The 16,254-nt window shown below is 50.4% G+C and carries 12 protein-coding genes; 6 read left to right on the forward strand and 6 right to left on the reverse strand.

Annotation, left to right across the window (positions count from 1 at the left end; genetic code table 11):
* Window positions 1–40: 40 nt before the first annotated feature.
* Window positions 41–2,473, forward strand: a complete 2,433-nt coding sequence (locus TH61_RS15005) for a BamA/TamA family outer membrane protein (RefSeq protein WP_066511092.1) — start codon at window positions 41–43, stop codon at window positions 2,471–2,473.
* A 151-nt stretch (window positions 2,474–2,624) separates the two neighbouring features.
* Here the strand turns inward: TH61_RS15005 and TH61_RS15010 are convergent, their stop codons facing one another.
* Entirely contained in the window at window positions 2,625–4,706 is a 2,082-nt protein-coding gene (locus TH61_RS15010; RefSeq protein WP_066511094.1) for a thiamine pyrophosphate-dependent enzyme, read from the reverse strand.
* A gap of 134 nt (window positions 4,707–4,840) precedes the next feature.
* Between TH61_RS15010 and hemF the strand changes: the two genes are divergently transcribed.
* Together hemF and TH61_RS15020 are read left to right on the forward strand one after the other, a co-directional pair.
* Complete coding sequence (gene hemF, locus TH61_RS15015; protein WP_066511096.1) at window positions 4,841–5,746, forward strand: oxygen-dependent coproporphyrinogen oxidase; 906 nt, start codon at window positions 4,841–4,843, stop codon at window positions 5,744–5,746.
* On the forward strand, window positions 5,739–6,311 hold the full coding sequence (locus TH61_RS15020) for a phosphatase PAP2 family protein (RefSeq protein WP_066511098.1): 573 nt from the start codon (window positions 5,739–5,741) through the stop codon (window positions 6,309–6,311). Before hemF ends, TH61_RS15020 begins: the two co-directional genes overlap by 8 nt.
* 66 nt (window positions 6,312–6,377) lie before the next feature.
* Here the strand turns inward: TH61_RS15020 and TH61_RS15025 are convergent, their stop codons facing one another.
* Both TH61_RS15025 and TH61_RS15030 read right to left on the reverse strand, forming a co-directional pair.
* On the reverse strand, window positions 6,378–6,965 hold the full coding sequence (locus TH61_RS15025) for a riboflavin synthase (protein WP_066511105.1): 588 nt from the start codon (window positions 6,963–6,965) through the stop codon (window positions 6,378–6,380).
* Window positions 6,966–7,042: 77 nt separating this feature from the next.
* A complete protein-coding gene (locus TH61_RS15030) occupies window positions 7,043–8,449 on the reverse strand; it encodes a sugar transferase (protein ID WP_066511107.1) in 1,407 nt (468 codons plus the stop codon).
* 174 nt (window positions 8,450–8,623) lie between these two features.
* Here TH61_RS15030 and TH61_RS15035 point away from each other — a divergent pair, with 174 nt between their 5' ends.
* From TH61_RS15035 to TH61_RS15045, 3 genes are all read left to right on the forward strand, one after another.
* Window positions 8,624–9,274 carry a protein-L-isoaspartate(D-aspartate) O-methyltransferase gene (locus TH61_RS15035; protein WP_066511113.1) on the forward strand — a complete coding sequence of 217 codons (651 nt, stop codon included), beginning with the start codon at window positions 8,624–8,626 and terminating at the stop codon, window positions 9,272–9,274.
* 83 nt (window positions 9,275–9,357) lie between these two features.
* A complete protein-coding gene (locus tag TH61_RS15040; RefSeq protein WP_066511116.1) occupies window positions 9,358–9,870 on the forward strand; it encodes an acyl-CoA thioesterase in 513 nt (170 codons plus the stop codon).
* 41 nt (window positions 9,871–9,911) lie between these two features.
* Window positions 9,912–10,517 carry a hypothetical protein gene (locus TH61_RS15045; RefSeq protein ID WP_066511119.1) on the forward strand — a complete coding sequence of 202 codons (606 nt, stop codon included), beginning with the start codon at window positions 9,912–9,914 and terminating at the stop codon, window positions 10,515–10,517.
* Window positions 10,518–10,655: 138 nt separating this feature from the next.
* Here the strand turns inward: TH61_RS15045 and TH61_RS15050 are convergent, their stop codons facing one another.
* From TH61_RS15050 to alaS, 3 genes are all read right to left on the reverse strand, one after another.
* On the reverse strand, window positions 10,656–11,780 hold the full coding sequence (locus TH61_RS15050; protein WP_066511122.1) for a TlpA disulfide reductase family protein: 1,125 nt from the start codon (window positions 11,778–11,780) through the stop codon (window positions 10,656–10,658).
* Window positions 11,781–11,798: 18 nt separating this feature from the next.
* Window positions 11,799–13,256, reverse strand: a complete 1,458-nt coding sequence (gatB, locus tag TH61_RS15055; RefSeq protein WP_066511124.1) for an Asp-tRNA(Asn)/Glu-tRNA(Gln) amidotransferase subunit GatB — start codon at window positions 13,254–13,256, stop codon at window positions 11,799–11,801.
* Between the two features lie 204 nt (window positions 13,257–13,460).
* Window positions 13,461–16,082, reverse strand: a complete 2,622-nt coding sequence (gene alaS / locus TH61_RS15060) for an alanine--tRNA ligase (protein WP_066511127.1) — start codon at window positions 16,080–16,082, stop codon at window positions 13,461–13,463.
* Between the last annotated feature and the right edge of the window lie 172 nt (window positions 16,083–16,254).

Raw genomic sequence — 16,254 nt, forward strand, 5'->3', positions numbered from 1 at the left:
TTTGAAGCTACGATGTTACGTAATCGGGGCGGCATTCACAATGCTGTGCCTTTTAGGGGCCTGCTCGCCAACCCGTCATTTGGCCGCCAATGAGAAACTGTTGCGCCGCATCAAGCTGGAGGGCGTGGAGCAGAATGACAAGGCCGCCATTGCCGCGCTCTACCGCCAAAAGCCCAACAGACGCGTCTTAGGCTTTCCATTGTACCTGCACCTCTACTATTTAGGCAAGCGCTTCTACAACCCTGACCGCATCCAGAAGGAGATAGAAGAAGAAACCACTGACTTTAACCGCAAGGTAGCCAAGGCCGGCAGTGACTCCGTGCACGTGGACAAGATCATTGAGCGGAAGGAAAATAAACTGGCCAAGCTGCAGAACAAAAAAGAGAATGGGAACTGGATGATGCGCACTGTGGGCGAGCCACCGGCCATATTCGACTCCTTATTGCTGGTGGAATCTGTGGACCAAGTCAAATTGTACCTCAACTCCAAAGGCTATTTTAGGAGCGCCGTGACCGCCAGCAAAGAGGAAAAGGCGAAGAAGGTCTTTGTGACGCTGCACATCAAAGAGGACGCTCCCTTTAAAATCACCCAGCACTCCTACTCTATTCCAGACACGGCGGTGCTTGGTTTGATTAAGGCGACTGAGCCGGCCAGCCACATCAAGCTGCAGCAGAATTTTGACGAGGCCATTCTTACCCAAGAGCGCGTAAGGATTGAGGCGCTCCTGAAAAACAACGGCTATTATGATTTCAGGCAGCAGTTTGTCTCGTTTGAGGCAGACACCAGCTTTGAAGCCTACACCGTGCGCATGGTGACGCAGGTGGCCAACCCCTCAGATACATCGGTGCATAAGGTGTATACCATTAACAAGGTTTCCTTCATCTCAGATGCGGGCACATCCAGGTTTGGCAGGCAGCGGGATACCTTGCTCTTGAACAATGTCTATTATTTGGCCTACCGTCAGCGGTTCTCGCCTAAGATTCTGGACCGGAAAGTGATTATTCGACCAGGACAGAAATATTCCAATACTAACACGCTTGACAACCAGCGGCTCCTGTCCAGCCTGGATATGTTCAAGTACACCACCATCAATTACACCAAGCTGGCGGACACGATCCATACCCAGAGCCACACGGGTCAATTGAACGCCGTCATCAATACCTCCCCGCTGCCTAGGTTTCAGGAGACCACCGAGGTGGGCGCTACCTTCACGGAGCGCGTGCCGGGACCGTATACCAGTTTGCGTTTCAGGATCAGGAATTTCTTTGGCGGCGCAGAACTGTTTGACATTGGGGTACGCGCCGGCGTGGAGGGACAGTTGCAGATTAGTGACGGGACCGTGGGCCGCCGTACCGAGATTGGCACCGACCTGGGCATCACCTTTCCGCAGTTTCTAGTGCCCTTTAACACCAACAAGATTCTGGTCAGTTACAACCCCAGAACCAGGGTCAGTACTGGCTACACGTATGTGGACAGAAACGAGTACACCCGTACCAATTTCAACGTGTCTTTGGACTACATCTGGCAGAAACGGAACGTGCACCAGTTCAGCTTCTCGCCGGTAGATTTGAACATCATCAGCGTCCCTAGAATTCAGGAAAGCTTCAGAGAGAACCTGGTGAGCTTAGAGGCGCAGGGCTACCCGTTGCTGCAAAGCTTCAATGACGCCTTTGTGTCATCGGTGCACTTTACCAGTTTGTTCAACACGGCCAATTACAACCAGACCAATGACGCGAAACTAGTGCGGCTGTTTGTTGAGTCGGGCGGTTTTCTAGGACAGTACTTGGCGCAAAGCTTTGACAAGCTGAACACCTATAAATTCTTAAAGGGAAGCTTTGACTATCGCCGGTACCACCCCGTGGGTCCCAACATGATGTTTGTGTACAGAGGAAACGTGGGCCTTGCCAAACCCATGGGTGGCTCGCAGATTCTGCCGTATGACAAGTTCTTTTTCGCCGGTGGCCCATCCAGTGTGCGTGCTTGGTTGCCTAGACGTCTGGGGCCTGGGTCCAGCGCCAGTATTAACAACACCGACAATACCATCAATTACAACTTTGAGAAACCAGGCGAAATACTGATTGAACTGAACTCTGAGTACAGGTTCAGGATGTTTAGGTTTGGGACCACCATGGTCAACGGCGCCGTCTTCTTGGATGCAGGTAACGTCTGGCTGTTTAAAGAAGGTGCTACCACTCCTGGGGCCGTAAACGGTGACCCCGAAGAAGGTTTAGTAAGCCAGCCTGGTGCCAAGTTTGAGTTCAACCGTTTCTATCAGGAACTGGCTGTAGGCACGGGCTTTGGCGTGCGTCTGGATTTTGGGTTTGCCATTTTGCGCTTTGACATTGCCACCAAGGTCCATGATCCTGCCCGCGCCAAAGGCGAACGCTTTGTCTTAGGCGATTTCCAGCCCACCAAAGTCATTGGCAACAGCAACCAAACCACCTTTAACCTAGGGATTGGGTATCCCTTTTAGAAAGTACGCTAGAAGCTAGATACTAAAGCTAGCTGCAAACAAAAAATCAGCCCTTCATTTTTGACCAGTCTTCTCAGAAACGGGCCAAAAACGAAGGGCTGATTTTATTTCATCGGCTAGTATCCAACTTCTAGATACCAACGTCTTTTTCTTAATACTCCAACAATTCGGTCAAAGCAGCCAGCACCTTATCAGCATTAGGCAGCATCATCTTCTCCAGCTCTACATTCAACGGAATAGCTGGAAGGTTTTCAGCGCCTAAGGTAAACACCGGGGCATCTAACTTCTGAAAGCATTCTTTGGAAATTCGACCTGCCAAGGATTCTGCGAAGGAGTTCATCAAGGGCTCCTCTGTCAGGACCAATACTTTGCCATGACGGTACACTGAAGCGATAACGGTCTCCCAGTCCAAAGGATTTAGGGTGCGCAGGTCTACAATCTCCACAGATCCGGGCAACTGCTTACTGGCGGCCTTGGCCCAATACACGCCCATGCCGTAGGTAATGACGGTCACGCTGTTGCCGTTACGCAATTCATCTTCATGGGCTTGTTGCACTACGTTGGCTTTGCCTAGCGGCAGAATATAATCAGCGTCTGGCTCAATGGTCTTGGCGTCTTCGGTACCCGGTACTTTGGACCAGTACAAGCCTTTGTGCTCCAGCATCACCACAGGATTCGGGTCCAGAAAGGCGGCTTTCATAAGGCCTTTCATGTCGGCGGCGTTGCTTGGGAAAACTACCTTGATGCCGCGGATGTTCAAAAGCGTGGACTCAATGCTACCCGAGTGGTAAGGCCCGCCCCCGCCGTACGCGCCAATGGGCACACGTATCAAAGACTGAATCGGGAATTTGCCCATGCTCAGATAGCAGCTTTTAGAAAGCTCTTCTACCAATTGGTTGATGCCCGGCCAGATATAATCCGCGAACTGTATCTCTACAATGGGCTTGGCTCCTACCGCCGACATACCGGCTGTAGAACCCACTATGTAAGCTTCCTGGATGGGTGTATTGAAGACGCGGTTGTCTCCGTATTTCTTGGCCAAAAGCGCTGCTTCTCTGAACACCCCGCCTAATTCACCGCCTACGTCCTGTCCATAAAACAAAGCCTCTGGGTACTGCTTTAAAATATCATCCACGGCATGCAAGGCCGCGTCTACCATGGTGGTTTTCTCGGCGCCATAAGGATTTCTATTGCCTTTCTCCTCAGTCACGGGCGTTGGCGCAAACTCATGCAGGTTAAACGTGGCCGGGTCTGGATTCTCGGCGGCCAGGGCTTGCTCGTATTGGGCTTGCACATCTTCCTGTACTTCTTGCACTAGCTGTTCCAACTCACCTTCGGTCATGCCCAACTCTAAAAGCAGGTTTCCTAATTTAGGAAGCGGGTCAAGCAAGGAATGCTGGGATAGGTTGTCGCCACGGTACCATTCTCTTCTCACGCCAGAGGTATGGTGGCCCAGCAACGGACATTTGGCGTGCACTAACACCGGACGGCGCTCTGTGCGCGCAATCCTGAAGGCCTCTTCCATGCCCAGGAAGGAATCTACAAAGTCGGCGCCGTCTACGCGCAGGCGCTCCATGCCTTTAAAGCCGGCGGCATACTCGTAGGCATCCATGGCGCGCATCTCAGATCCCGTCGCCGAGATGCCCCAGTCGTTGTCCTGCACCAGGTAAATGATGGGAAGTTTTTTTAAGACCGCCATCTGGAAGGCCTCGGCTACTTCGCCTTCGGTCACGGAACCATCGCCTAAAGAGCAAAGCGCCACTCTGCCTTCTTCTACATCCTCTAGACCTTGCGACTCCAGATACGAAATGGCGTGCGCCATGCCCGTGGCCGGAATGGCCTGCATGCCCGTGGCAGAGCTTTGGTGCGGAATCACTGGGAAACCCTCGCGGCGCAAGGACGGATGTCCGTAATAGGTGCGGCCCCCGCTGAAGGGATCGTCGCGCTTGGCCATCAACTGCAACATGAGCTCATAGGGCTGCATGCCTAGGCCCAGCAAAATGGACTCGTCGCGGTAATAGACAGACAAAAAATCCCGGGGTGTTAAGTGGCAGGCGGTGGCTAATTGGATGGCCTCATGTCCCCTGGAGGTACTATGAACGTATTTACTACAAATGGCTTTATTTTCTTCATACACATCGGCCATGGTTTTGGCGGTGAGCATGAGTCTATAGGCGTTTACAAGAATCTTTTGATCAACTTTCACAGAAAAATCTACTGGGGTGGACTCCATAAGCTAACATTTGTTTGCCCTCCAAAGTACGAAATATAGGACATAATAGAAAATAGCCGAGGCCGCTATTCGGTAAGTATTGATTATAGGCTACTTTTGCGAAAACAGGTCAAAAACGCCCACGCCCAACTGCTATGAAAGAAGACGTACAACAATGGTTTAAGAATTTTCAGGAACGGCTTTGCCAAAGCTTGGAGACCTGTGACGGAATCGCCAAGTTCCAGGAAGACATTTGGGACAGGCCGGGCGGTGGCGGTGGCGCGGCGCGCGTCATTCAGAACGGGGCGGTTTTTGAAAAAGGCGGCGTCAACTTCTCTGCCGTTGAAGGCGTCTTGCATGAGAAAGCGGCCAAGGCCCTCTTGATGCCTGACCCGCACTTCTTCGCCACGGGCGTGTCTGTGGTGATTCATCCTGAGAACCCGCACGTGCCCATCACGCACATGAACGTTCGCTATTTTGAAGCCGGCAACGGCGAGGCCTGGTTTGGCGGCGGCATTGACCTCACTCCCATCTACGTGTACGAAGAGCAAGGCCAGTACTTCCACCAGCAGCTAAAGAACACCTGTGACCGGTTCCAGCCAACCTATTATCCTGAATTCAAGAAGTGGGCCGATGACTATTTTTACATTCCGCACCGCGAAGAAACCCGTGGTATTGGCGGCATCTTCTTCGACCGCCTGACTCCTAAAGAAAACATAACCCTTGAGGACCGCTTTGACTTTGTGCAGGCCGTGGCTGATACGTTTGCGCCCACTTATACGCACCTAGTCAACCTGAACCGCGACAAGCCTTACAGCCCCCAGGAAAAGGAATGGCAGTTGATCAGGCGCGGCCGCTATGCGGAGTTTAACTTGGTGAATGACCGGGGTACAAAGTTCGGACTGGAGACCAACGGCCGCACCGAGTCTATTTTAATGAGCCTCCCTCCGCTGGCCAGCTGGCACTACAGCCACGCTCCTGCGCCAGGCACGCCAGAAGCGGCGTCCCTGGCTTGTTTTACCAAAGGAATTGACTGGGTGAACATGCACGCCAATGGATAAATTAAAATCACTGGACCAAACCCTGTTTCTGGAGCTCAACAGCCGGCATTCGCCGTTCTGGGACACCTTCATGACGTTGATTTCTAACAAATATGTCTGGTTCCCCTTTTACTTGTTGCTCATCATCCTGCTCATCTACTTTTACAGGAAGCGAGGCGTTTTGATGGTGCTTTCTTTAGCCGCCAGCGTGGGCTTAGCCGATTTTGTTGCTTCGGGGATTTTTAAGCCCTTCTTTGAGCGTTTGCGGCCCTGCCATGAGGCGGTGATTGGCACGGCGGTGCGCGTGGTGGACGGGTGCGGCGGGCGCTATGGCTTTGTCTCTTCCCATGCCGCCAACTCTTTTGCCATTGCCGTGTTCCTGTGCATCATGCTGCCTCGGCAGCAGCGTTGGTTCAAAGCGTTTCTGTTGGTTTGGGCCACCATGATTTCCTACAGCCGCATCTACCTGGGGGTCCATTACCCCGGCGACATTACCGTGGGTGCTGCCATTGGCGTAGGCGCCGCTTTCTTAAGTATCTACGTCTATAGATTCATAGAAAAGCGGTACTCATACTGGACTTCTTAATAGACCTCCATCCTCTCTGTAAACCCGTTTTTGGCCTGTTTTCTTGAAAACAGGCCAAAAACGGGTTTACTTTTGGAGCAGTCTGGCCACGTACTTGCCAATGATATCAAACTCCAGATTGACTTTGTCGCCGGGCTTAACCTTGCCCAGATTGGTATGCTCAAAGGTGTACGGGATAATGGCCACCGAAAAGAAATCCTCGCCAGATTCTACCACCGTCAGACTAATGCCATTGATGCAGATGGATCCTTTCTCCACAGTCACGTTTCCGGCCGCGTTGGACTCATATTTAAACCTGAAAAGCCAGCTCCCGTGTTGGTCTACCACCTCGGTGCAAATGCCTATTTGGTCTACATGTCCCTGCACAATATGTCCGTCAAAGCGGCTATGCGCCAACAGGCAACGCTCCAGGTTCACTGTGTCTCCTACCTTCCAGTCACCAAGGTTGGTGCGGGATAGGGTCTCGTCAATGGCAGTAACGGTGTAGTTGTTTCCTTCTATCTCTACCACTGTCAGGCAAACGCCGTTGTGCGCCACGCTCTGGTCTATCTTTAACTCCTGCGTAAACGGGCAGGTCAAAGTGAAATGCCGATTGCTCTGCTCGTCCTTAATAGCCACCACGGTACCCAACGCTTCTATTATTCCTGTGAACATAATCTCTATTTGAAAATTTGAAAAAATGGAGATTTGAAGATTGATAATTTACAAAACTTCAAATTTCCACAGTCAATCTACTTCCCTCTTCCCTGTACAATGATTTTGATAGTATAGAGCATCACCCTGAAGTCCATGGCCAGGGACATGTTCTCAATGTAGAGGATGTCATACTTTAAACGGCGCACCATCTCTTGCACATTTTGGGCGTAGCCAAATTTCACCTGGCCCAAAGACGTGATGCCTGGGCGCACGCGCTGCAAGTGTCGGTAATGCGGAGCTTCCCGGGTGATGAGGTCAATGAAATATTGGCGCTCAGGTCTGGGACCTACCAAACTCATATCACCTTTTAAGACGTTGTAAAATTGGGGCAGTTCGTCTAAACGTATCTTGCGCATAAACCGTCCAAACTTAGTCACACGTGGATCCAAATCTGAAGAAAGAGCCGGGCCTAACTTTTCAGCGTCCAGGTACATGCTTCTGAACTTGTAAATCTTGAAGGGTTTACCGTGCCAGCCAATCCGTTCCTGCGCAAAAAACACCGGCCCCGGCGAAGAAACTTTCACCAACAAAGCAACCAAAGCGTACACGGGCAAAAAGCAGATCAAAAAGATTAGTGAAACAGTTATATCAATGACACGCTTTAGTATCTGCTGCCACACAGGCATGATCTCCTGCTTCACCTCAATCAAGGGCGTGCCAAACAAGTGGTTCACCTTCACAGAGCCCAGCAGAATCTGATATACGTCTGGCAGGATACTTATTCTTACCTGCTCGCCTTCCAGAGAACTCAGAATCTGCTCAATCAATTTATGCTCAGACGGCTCAATGGCAATTACCACCTCTTCAATGTCATGGTCTCTTATTAACTGGGGCAAGTCCTGGAATCCGCCTAGACAGGTCACTTGTTCTGGGAAGGCATGGCCGTTAGAGGCATCGCTTTGCACAAAACCTATTACTTTCAAACCTAAATGCCAGTTGTGGTAACGAAGTTCATCATAAACTTCACGGGCATTGGTACTGGATCCTACCACCAAAGTTTTAAAGTACACATCGCCGTTCGCCACCAACACCTTGAGGTGCTTGAGCGCAATCATCTTGAAAACGACGGCTACCAGAAAATGAATGATGAAATAGGTGGCAATGGTCTTGAAATAAAGATCATGCTGCGTGAGGATTGGGTCTTCAATAAGAAAGGCCAAATAGATGGCTACCGCCCCGCCTAAAGAGAAAGTGCCCAGATGGATGATTTCCTTGAACCTGGACTGCCGGAACACGTTTCGGTAACGGCCCAACAAGGCGTACAACACCATCCAGATGGTGCCAATGATAAAGGACTTCTCCAGCAGAAACCAGGTGGAGTCATCCGTGACATCCTGCAACACATAGCTTCTGGACAGGTAAAAGATAATCCAAGCCAAAAACGCCGCCAGAAAATCAGCAAAGACCAATTTGTAGGTATGTAGAGATCTGTTTAGGTGCATACTGCGGCGGTACTGCAAAGATTATTTAAGGTTTAAAAGAATAAAGCCTACAAAGCTAACAGCAAAAACGTATTAAAGAGTAGTAATTTTTTGAAAGCGGGAACCGCCGGTTTTACTAATTTAGCGATTCATGTAAGGACGGCTGGCCTGCTTACGCTTTAAAAGTACACATTCATGTTAATTGATAGTTATCGGCATAAAGGCATGCGCAAAAGCCTGGTGCGCACCGTACAGGACAAGGGCATTAAAGACAAACGCGTCTTGCAAGCCCTGGAACAAGTGCCGCGCCACTACTTTTTTGAAAATGCTTTTGTAGAACAAGCCTATCAAGACAAGGCCTTCCCTATTGGCGAGGGCCAGACCATCTCGCAGCCCTATACCGTCGCCTACCAAACCGAGTTATTGGAAATTAAACCCACCGACAAGGTTCTGGAGATTGGGACCGGCTCGGGCTACCAGTGCAGCATCCTATTGCAGCTCACACCCAACGTGTATACCATCGAGTACAATGAACCCTTGTACCACAAGGCGCAGAAGCAGTTTGAGCTAATGGGCTTAAAGCCGCAGGCGTTTTTGGGGGACGGTTCAGAAGGGCTTCCGCAGCACGCACCTTTTGACAAGATACTGGTCACCGCCGGCGCCCCCATCATTCCTAAAACCCTCATCACCCAACTGACCATTGGCGGCAAACTGGTGATACCCGTAGGTGACACGGCCACCCAGAAAATGATGCGCATTACCAGAGTGGGCAAAGAAGACTTCACCAAGGAAGAGTTTGACGATTTTAAGTTTGTGCCGCTCTTAGGCAAACAGGGTTGGCAGTAGCCAATTGAGTAACTCCTTTAAAAAATTCCTGGTCCGCTTTCACGTGGGTCGTGTATCTTTGCACGGTTAACTATAGCCTTTGTATGCGCAAGCAAAAATTTGTTAAAGAGACGTACGTACGCATGACCGAGCTGGTCCTGCCAAATGATACCAATACCCTTCATAACTTGATGGGCGGCCGCATGATGCATTGGATGGACATTGTCTCTGCCATTGCCGCGCAAAAACACTCCAACCGCATTGTTGTAACGGCTTCTGTAGACAATGTGTCGTTCAGGGAAAGCATCAAGTTAGGCAACGTTATCACGCTAGAAGCACAGGTAACGCGTGCGTTCAGTTCTTCTATGGAAGTGCACATCACCGTCTGGGCCGAGGATATTCCGTCTGGTACCAAGGTGAAGTCCAATGAAGCTTATTTCACGTTTGTGGCTGTAGACCAGTCTGGAAACCCCATTGACGTGCCAGAAGCAGTTCCTGAGACTGAGGATGAGAAAGAAAAGTTTGCCGGTGCCTTGCGCCGCCGTCAACTTCGGTTGATCTTGGCTGGCCGCATGAAACCTGATGATGCTACAGAACTGAAGTCGCTTTTTGAGTAATCCATTTTTAGCCTCTTTTCCAGAAATCAGCCCAAAAACGCATGACTGGCCATCCCATTGATCCGGCATTTCTTCAGGAGCTTTTTAAGCAGGACACGCTGTACCTTATTCCTGAGGAAAAAACCATTGAGGTAGCCCCGCAGGTGGTGGTTCCAATTGCGGAAAACCCGGTGGCGAAAACTCCGTCCATCCCGGTGATGCCTAAGCAAGAGGAACCCGTTCAACAAGAAAGCCCTGCACCCCCTGTATCACCTTCCCAAGAAATGGATTGGTACGGCGATGCCTTAAAAGGTACCTATCTGTTATTTGCGGTAGATCAGGAAGAATTCAGCCAGATGCCGCGGCACCAGTTCTTGAGCAAGGTTCTGGCAGCGGTGGGCTTGGCTACGGATCAAGTTAAATTTGGGAATTTCTTGACAGGCAACATTCAAAACATCAAAGAACTGGCGCGCCAACAACAGGCAAAGCAAATTCTACTGTTTGGCGAAACCTTGCCTGTAGAGAACTTGATGAAATTGGAGGCATACAAAATGTACAAGGCAGATGAGACTCGATTTGTACGCGTAGACAGCTTGGCCCATATTGAGAACAATACCGATCTGAAGAAGAAGCTCTGGGACGTGCTGCAAAAGATCTTCTTGCAATAGCCATTCGGTTCTAAACCCTAGTAAAAGCAATTAGGCTAGATAGATTTATGCATTAAACGAAAGAGCCCCAGCTGATTTTTCAGCTGGGGCTCTTTCGCTTTTGACCTATTTTCAGGAAAATAGTCTGAAAACGGTTTCCTATTTCATCAAGGAGGCTAGCTTCTCTTCCAAAGCCGGTCCTCTCAGGTTTTTGGCAATGATCTTTCCTTCTTTGTCTAATAAGATGGTCTGCGGAATGGCAGTGATACCATACAAAGCAGCGGCCGAGCTCTCCCAACCTTTCAAGTCAGACACATGTGGCCAGGTTAGTTTATCCACCTCAATGGCTTTCAACCATTTGGCTCTGTCCTGGTCCAGGCTCACCCCGAAGATCTCAAAGCCTTTGTCTTTGTAGATGTTGTACATGCGCACCACGTTCGGGTTTTCCTTGCGGCAAGGTCCGCACCAGCTGGCCCAAAAATCTACCAGAACATATTTGCCCCGCAAAGAAGACAAGGAAACCTCTGCGCCGGCCGGCGATGCTAATTTAATGTCTGGGGCTACGCTGCCAAGGGCCGTGGTCCGCATGCTAGAGAGGCGCGTCTCCAAGGATTTGGTATAGCGTGAATTAGGCAGTTTCTCCTTGAAAACCATGCTCATGCTGTCTACAAAAGGAAACTCCTCCTCCAGGTTCAAGATATTGGTAGAGGCATACACAGAAACCACCGAGGCCGGATTGGCTTTGATCAACTGCTTGAGTTTATCCTGGCTTCCTTTCTGCACAGTCATAAACTCCTGCTGAATTTTGGCCATTTCTGCTTGTTGGCCAGCCTGCGCTGCCGCCTGGTAGCGCTCGTTCAACTTGGTGACGCCTTCCTGCATGCCCTGCATGATGGTGTTCAATTGTTGAATCAAATCTGAGTCTGGCGAACCGGTCACTTTGTAGCTGGTGGCAATCTGGCCAGAATCTGCAGTAACTTGAATGGCCTTATTGTCCACCACCAGCATGATGCCTTCCTTGTTCTCAAAGCCTAGTTTATAAATAGCCGGCTCATTCACAGAACCTTCCATTACAAAGGTGCCGTCTTTCTTGATTTCGGCGGTGTCTTTAGGCGTGAAAGTCTGCTCTCCCAGCTCATCTAGGTAGACTTTGCCGGTGGTCATGTTGTTGATCTTGCCAGAGATTTTGTAGCTCTTGTCTGTATCTGCTGTGGTGACGCCTTTTTTCTGACAGCCTGCAAACACCAGTAAAGAGGCGGTGGCGAATATGAGTTGTTTCTTCATAGTTTACTTGAGGTGGAATTACTTATTTAAGCTCTCTTTCAATAACTTATTCGCAATCTTTGGGTCTGCCTTGCCTTTGGTCTGCTTCATTAAATCTCCCATGAACATGCCCAGCAAGGAGGCTTTCCCTGCTTTGTATTCAGCTACTTTTCCTGGGTTGGCGGCTAGAACATTGTCAATAATAGCTTGCAAAGCGCCCTCATCAGATTCCTGCACTAGGTTTTGCTCTGTGGCTACTTCCTGGGCTGTTTTCCCCGGATTTTCTAACAGATACGGGAAGATCTGCTTGGCGGCTACACTGTGGCTTACTTTGTTGCTGTCCACCAGCTCAATAAGACCAGCAATCTGCTCTGGCTTGAGCGGGAAAGCGTGCATGTCCAAAGCCAATTCATTTAGGTAAGACTTTACAGGACCAGTCACCCAGTTGGCGGCTGCTTTGTAGTTTTTTGTATGCTGGCACAAAGCTTCAAAATACAGCGCAACGTCTTTGCTGTCCACCAACACATTGGCGTCATACTCAGAAAGGCCGTACTGATCTGTGAACCGCGTGTGCAATTCCTGCGGAAGCGCCGGCATGCTTTCCTTCACAGAGTTCAACCACGCATCTGAGATGATTACGGGCGGTAAATCTGGCTCCGGGAAGTAGCGGTAATCGTTCAAGGTCTCCTTGGAGCGCATGCCGGTGGTAGTGCCGGTGTTGGCGTCAAAGTTTCTGGTCTGCGAGTCAATGGTGCCGCCGTTCTCCAGAATCTCAATCTGACGCTCAATCTCGTGCTCAATGGCGCGCTGCACGTTCCTGAAGGAGTTCATGTTCTTCACCTCTACCTTGGTGCCCCACTTGTCGGCGCCTTTTTTCATAACAGAGATGTTGGCATCACAGCGTAGCGAGCCTTCTTCCATGTTACCGTCACAAATGTCCAGGTACTGCACCAGTTTCTTAATTTGGGTAAGGTAGGCGTAGGCCTCCTCAGAATCCCTAATGTCTGGCTCAGATACAATCTCTATCAAGGGCGTACCGGCACGGTTCAAATCTACCAGCGTCTCGGTCTCACCGGCCAAGTGCATGGATTTTCCGGCATCCTCTTCCATGTGAATGCGGGTGATACCAATGCGCTTGTCGCCGCCGTCCTTGGTCTTGATGTCCATGTAGCCCTTAGTGCAGATAGGCCCTTTGTCCTGGGTAATCTGATAGCCTTTGGGAAGGTCTGGGTAGAAGTAGTTTTTGCGCGCGTACACGTTGTGGCGCTCAATTTCGCAGTTGGTGGCTACGCCCATTTTCATGGCCATCTCCACTACTTTCTTGTTCACGCGCGGCAAGGTGCCTGGGTGGCCCAAGGTAATCACGCTCAGGTTGGTATTGGGTAGCATGCCGTATTCCGTAGAGTCCGCCGAATAGGCCTTGCTCTCGGTTAATAACTGCGCGTGTACCTCTAAACCAATGATGGCCTGGTACTGGGAACGGATGTCTTCGTTCATGTTTTTTCTATGTAACACGCATTACGCAAACCACGCAACACGCTTTTTGTTTTTGGTCTACTTTTTAGAAAACAGCCTTAAAATGGCTTATGTTTTCTATTTTAAATTTCCTTTAATTTAAATTTTCTTTAAATAGAAGTATGGCAATCCAAGGACTTTCGTTTTTGGCCTGATTTGGTGAAAACAGGCTGAAAACGGATTCTGCTAAGCTAGCAATGATTCAGCCTTAGCCAAGGCAGCGTCTAGGCCTGACACTTCCTTGCCGCCGGCAGTGGCGTAGAACGGTTGTCCGCCGCCGCCGCCTTTGATTTCCTTCGCCAGTTCTTTCACCATCTGCACCGCGTTCAGGCCTTTGCCCGATACTACTTCGTCTGACAGCATAACGGCCAGTTGCGGTTTACCGTCTACGTTGGCGGCCAGCACCAGCACCAGGTTGTTCACCACAGAGCGTAAGTCAAAGGCCAGTTTCTTCAGGTAATCGGCGTTGCTTACGTCTACCTTAGCCGCCAGGAAGTTTACGCCGTTCACTTCGCGCACCTCAGAGGCCAGTTTTTCTTTCTGGGCCGTCACTTGCTTGAGTTCAAACGCTTCTAGTTGCTTGCGCAACGCGGCGTTCTCGTCCTGCAGTTTCTCAATGGCCTTCCCGAACTCCTTCTGCACGCCCAGTACCTGCTTCACTTCCTCAAACTGCGTGATTTGCTCGTCTACAAAAGCTTCGGCCACATCGGCGGTGACGGCTTCAATACGACGCACGCCCGCGGCTACGGAGCTTTCGCTCACAATTTTGAAGAAACCGATGTTCCCCGTGTTTCGCACGTGAATACCGCCGCACAGTTCAATGGAGTAGTCTTTATTGAACGTGATGACGCGTACAAAGTCCCCGTATTTTTCCCCGAACAAGGCAGTAGCGCCCAGTTGCTTGGCTTCCTCAATGGGCACGTTGCGGCGCTCGTCTTTCTCAATAGACTCCCGGATACGCTCGTTAACTATCCGCTCTACCTCGCGCAACTGCTCCTCAGTTACCTTGGTGAAGTGGGAAAAGTCAAAACGCAAAAGCTTGTCGCTAACTAGGGAGCCTTTCTGGTTCACGTGGTCGCCCAACACCTGCTTCAAGGCGGCATGCAACAAGTGCGTAGCCGAGTGGTTTTTCTTGATTAACGCGCGGCGCTGGCTGTCTACTTTGGCCACTAGGGTTTCTTCCAGGTTCTTTGGGAGCTCCGTGGTGATGTGCACAATCAGGTCGTTTTCCTTGACGGTGTTAATCACTTTTACTTTGCCCGACTCAGATTCCAGCACGCCAGTATCACCTACCTGCCCGCCGCTTTCGGCATAGAAAGGGGTGCGGTCCAGTACCAGGTGGTATTCCTTTTTATTTTTAGCCGTCACCTCGCGGTAGCGAACAATCTTCGCCTCCGTGGATTCTGCGTCATAGGCTATCCATTCGGTTTCGGTGTCTGGCTGCAACATCACCCAGTCGCTTTGCTCAGTTTGCGCGGCGTTACGGGAACGGTTCTTCTGCTGCTCCATTTCTATGGTGAAGCCTGCCTCGTCAATGGTCAGGCCGCTTTCCTTGGCTATTAAGGCCGTTAAATCCAGCGGGAACCCGAAGGTGTCATACAATTCAAAAGCGGTCTTGCCGTCAATGGTGTTGCCATTGGCTTTAAAGGAATCCTGCAAAGCATCCAGACGCTTCAGGCCGTTCTCTAAGGTCCTCAAAAAGGCATTTTCCTCCTCTTCAATCACGCGCTGCACAAATGCCTGCTGGGCCTTCAGTTCCGGAAATACGTTCGCCAGCTGGTCGGCCAACACCGGAACGATGGTGTTCAGGAACGGCTTCTTGAAATTCAGGTAGGTAAACGAGTAACGAACAGCCCGACGAAGGATTCGACGGATTACATAACCTGCCTTATTGTTGCTCGGTAACTGCCCGTCGGCGATGGTAAAGGAAATGGCCCGGATATGGTCGGCGATGACCCTGATGGCAATGTCTACTTTCTCGTTTTCACCATAGACTACGCCGGCTTCCTTGGCAATGAACTGAATCATCGGCTGGAAAACGTCGGTGTCATAGTTGGAACGCTTGCCCTGGATGGCCATGCACAAACGCTCGAAGCCCATGCCCGTATCTACGTGCTGCGCAGGGAGTTTTACCAGAGAGCTATCTGCCAGACGGTTAAACTCCATGAATACGTTGTTCCAGATTTCAACTACTTGTGGGTGGTCATTGTTCACCAACGACTTTCCATCTACCTGGGCCCGCTCTTCGTCTGTACGCAGGTCCACGTGAATCTCAGAGCAAGGACCGCAGGGACCGGTATCGCCCATCTCCCAGAAGTTGTCTTTTTTGTTGCCCATCAAGATGCGGTCTTCGGCAATCATGGTCTTCCAGATGTCAAACGCCTCCTGGTCCATGGGCAGGTTCTCAGAAGCATCGCCTTGGAAAACGGAAACGTACAGCCTGTCTTTGGGTAATTTGTATACCTCGGTCAACAACTCCCAAGACCACTTCAAAGCGTCTTGCTTGAAGTAATCTCCAAATGACCAGTTCCCCAGCATTTCAAACATGGTGTGATGGTAGGTGTCATAACCTACTTCCTCCAGGTCGTTGTGCTTTCCTGACACACGCAAACACTTCTGCGTATCTGCCACACGCACATACGGCGCCGGCTTGTTGCCCAAGAAATAGTCTTTAAAGGGCGCCATGCCTGAGTTGATGAACATCAAGGTAGGGTCGTCTTTCACCACAATGGGCGCCGATGGCACAATCTGGTGGCCTTTGGAGGCGAAGAAATCTAGGAACTGCTGACGTATCTGGGCCGAGGTCATGTATTTAAATAATAGCTTTGTAATACGAGGCGCAAAGTCTTGTAAATGCGAAAGAAAAAGCGAATTTTTGCCGTTTCAGTACACACCGCCTCACCTGCAAAAGTAAGCTTTTTTACCAAAATCTGGCGGCCAGTATAGCGTTTTCAGGCTGTTTTTCAGAAAACAAGCTAAA

The organism is Rufibacter sp. DG15C, assembly GCF_001577755.1.
Lineage (GTDB): Bacteria > Bacteroidota > Bacteroidia > Cytophagales > Hymenobacteraceae > Nibribacter.

Excerpts from the sequence above, each read along its gene's own strand:
- TH61_RS15005 (WP_066511092.1), top strand. The coding sequence starts at position 41 with ATGCTGTGCCTTTTAGGGGCCTGCTCGCCAACCCGTCATTTGGCCGCC.
- TH61_RS15010 (WP_066511094.1), bottom strand. The coding sequence starts at position 4,706 with ATGGAGTCCACCCCAGTAGATTTTTCTGTGAAAGTTGATCAAAAGATT.
- hemF (WP_066511096.1), top strand. The coding sequence starts at position 4,841 with ATGAAAGAAGACGTACAACAATGGTTTAAGAATTTTCAGGAACGGCTT.
- TH61_RS15020 (WP_066511098.1), top strand. The coding sequence starts at position 5,739 with ATGGATAAATTAAAATCACTGGACCAAACCCTGTTTCTGGAGCTCAAC.
- TH61_RS15025 (WP_066511105.1), bottom strand. The coding sequence starts at position 6,965 with ATGTTCACAGGAATAATAGAAGCGTTGGGTACCGTGGTGGCTATTAAG.
- TH61_RS15030 (WP_066511107.1), bottom strand. The coding sequence starts at position 8,449 with ATGCACCTAAACAGATCTCTACATACCTACAAATTGGTCTTTGCTGAT.
- TH61_RS15035 (WP_066511113.1), top strand. The coding sequence starts at position 8,624 with ATGTTAATTGATAGTTATCGGCATAAAGGCATGCGCAAAAGCCTGGTG.
- TH61_RS15040 (WP_066511116.1), top strand. The coding sequence starts at position 9,358 with ATGCGCAAGCAAAAATTTGTTAAAGAGACGTACGTACGCATGACCGAG.
- TH61_RS15045 (WP_066511119.1), top strand. The coding sequence starts at position 9,912 with ATGACTGGCCATCCCATTGATCCGGCATTTCTTCAGGAGCTTTTTAAG.
- TH61_RS15050 (WP_066511122.1), bottom strand. The coding sequence starts at position 11,780 with ATGAAGAAACAACTCATATTCGCCACCGCCTCTTTACTGGTGTTTGCA.
- gatB (WP_066511124.1), bottom strand. The coding sequence starts at position 13,256 with ATGAACGAAGACATCCGTTCCCAGTACCAGGCCATCATTGGTTTAGAG.
- alaS (WP_066511127.1), bottom strand. The coding sequence starts at position 16,082 with ATGACCTCGGCCCAGATACGTCAGCAGTTCCTAGATTTCTTCGCCTCC.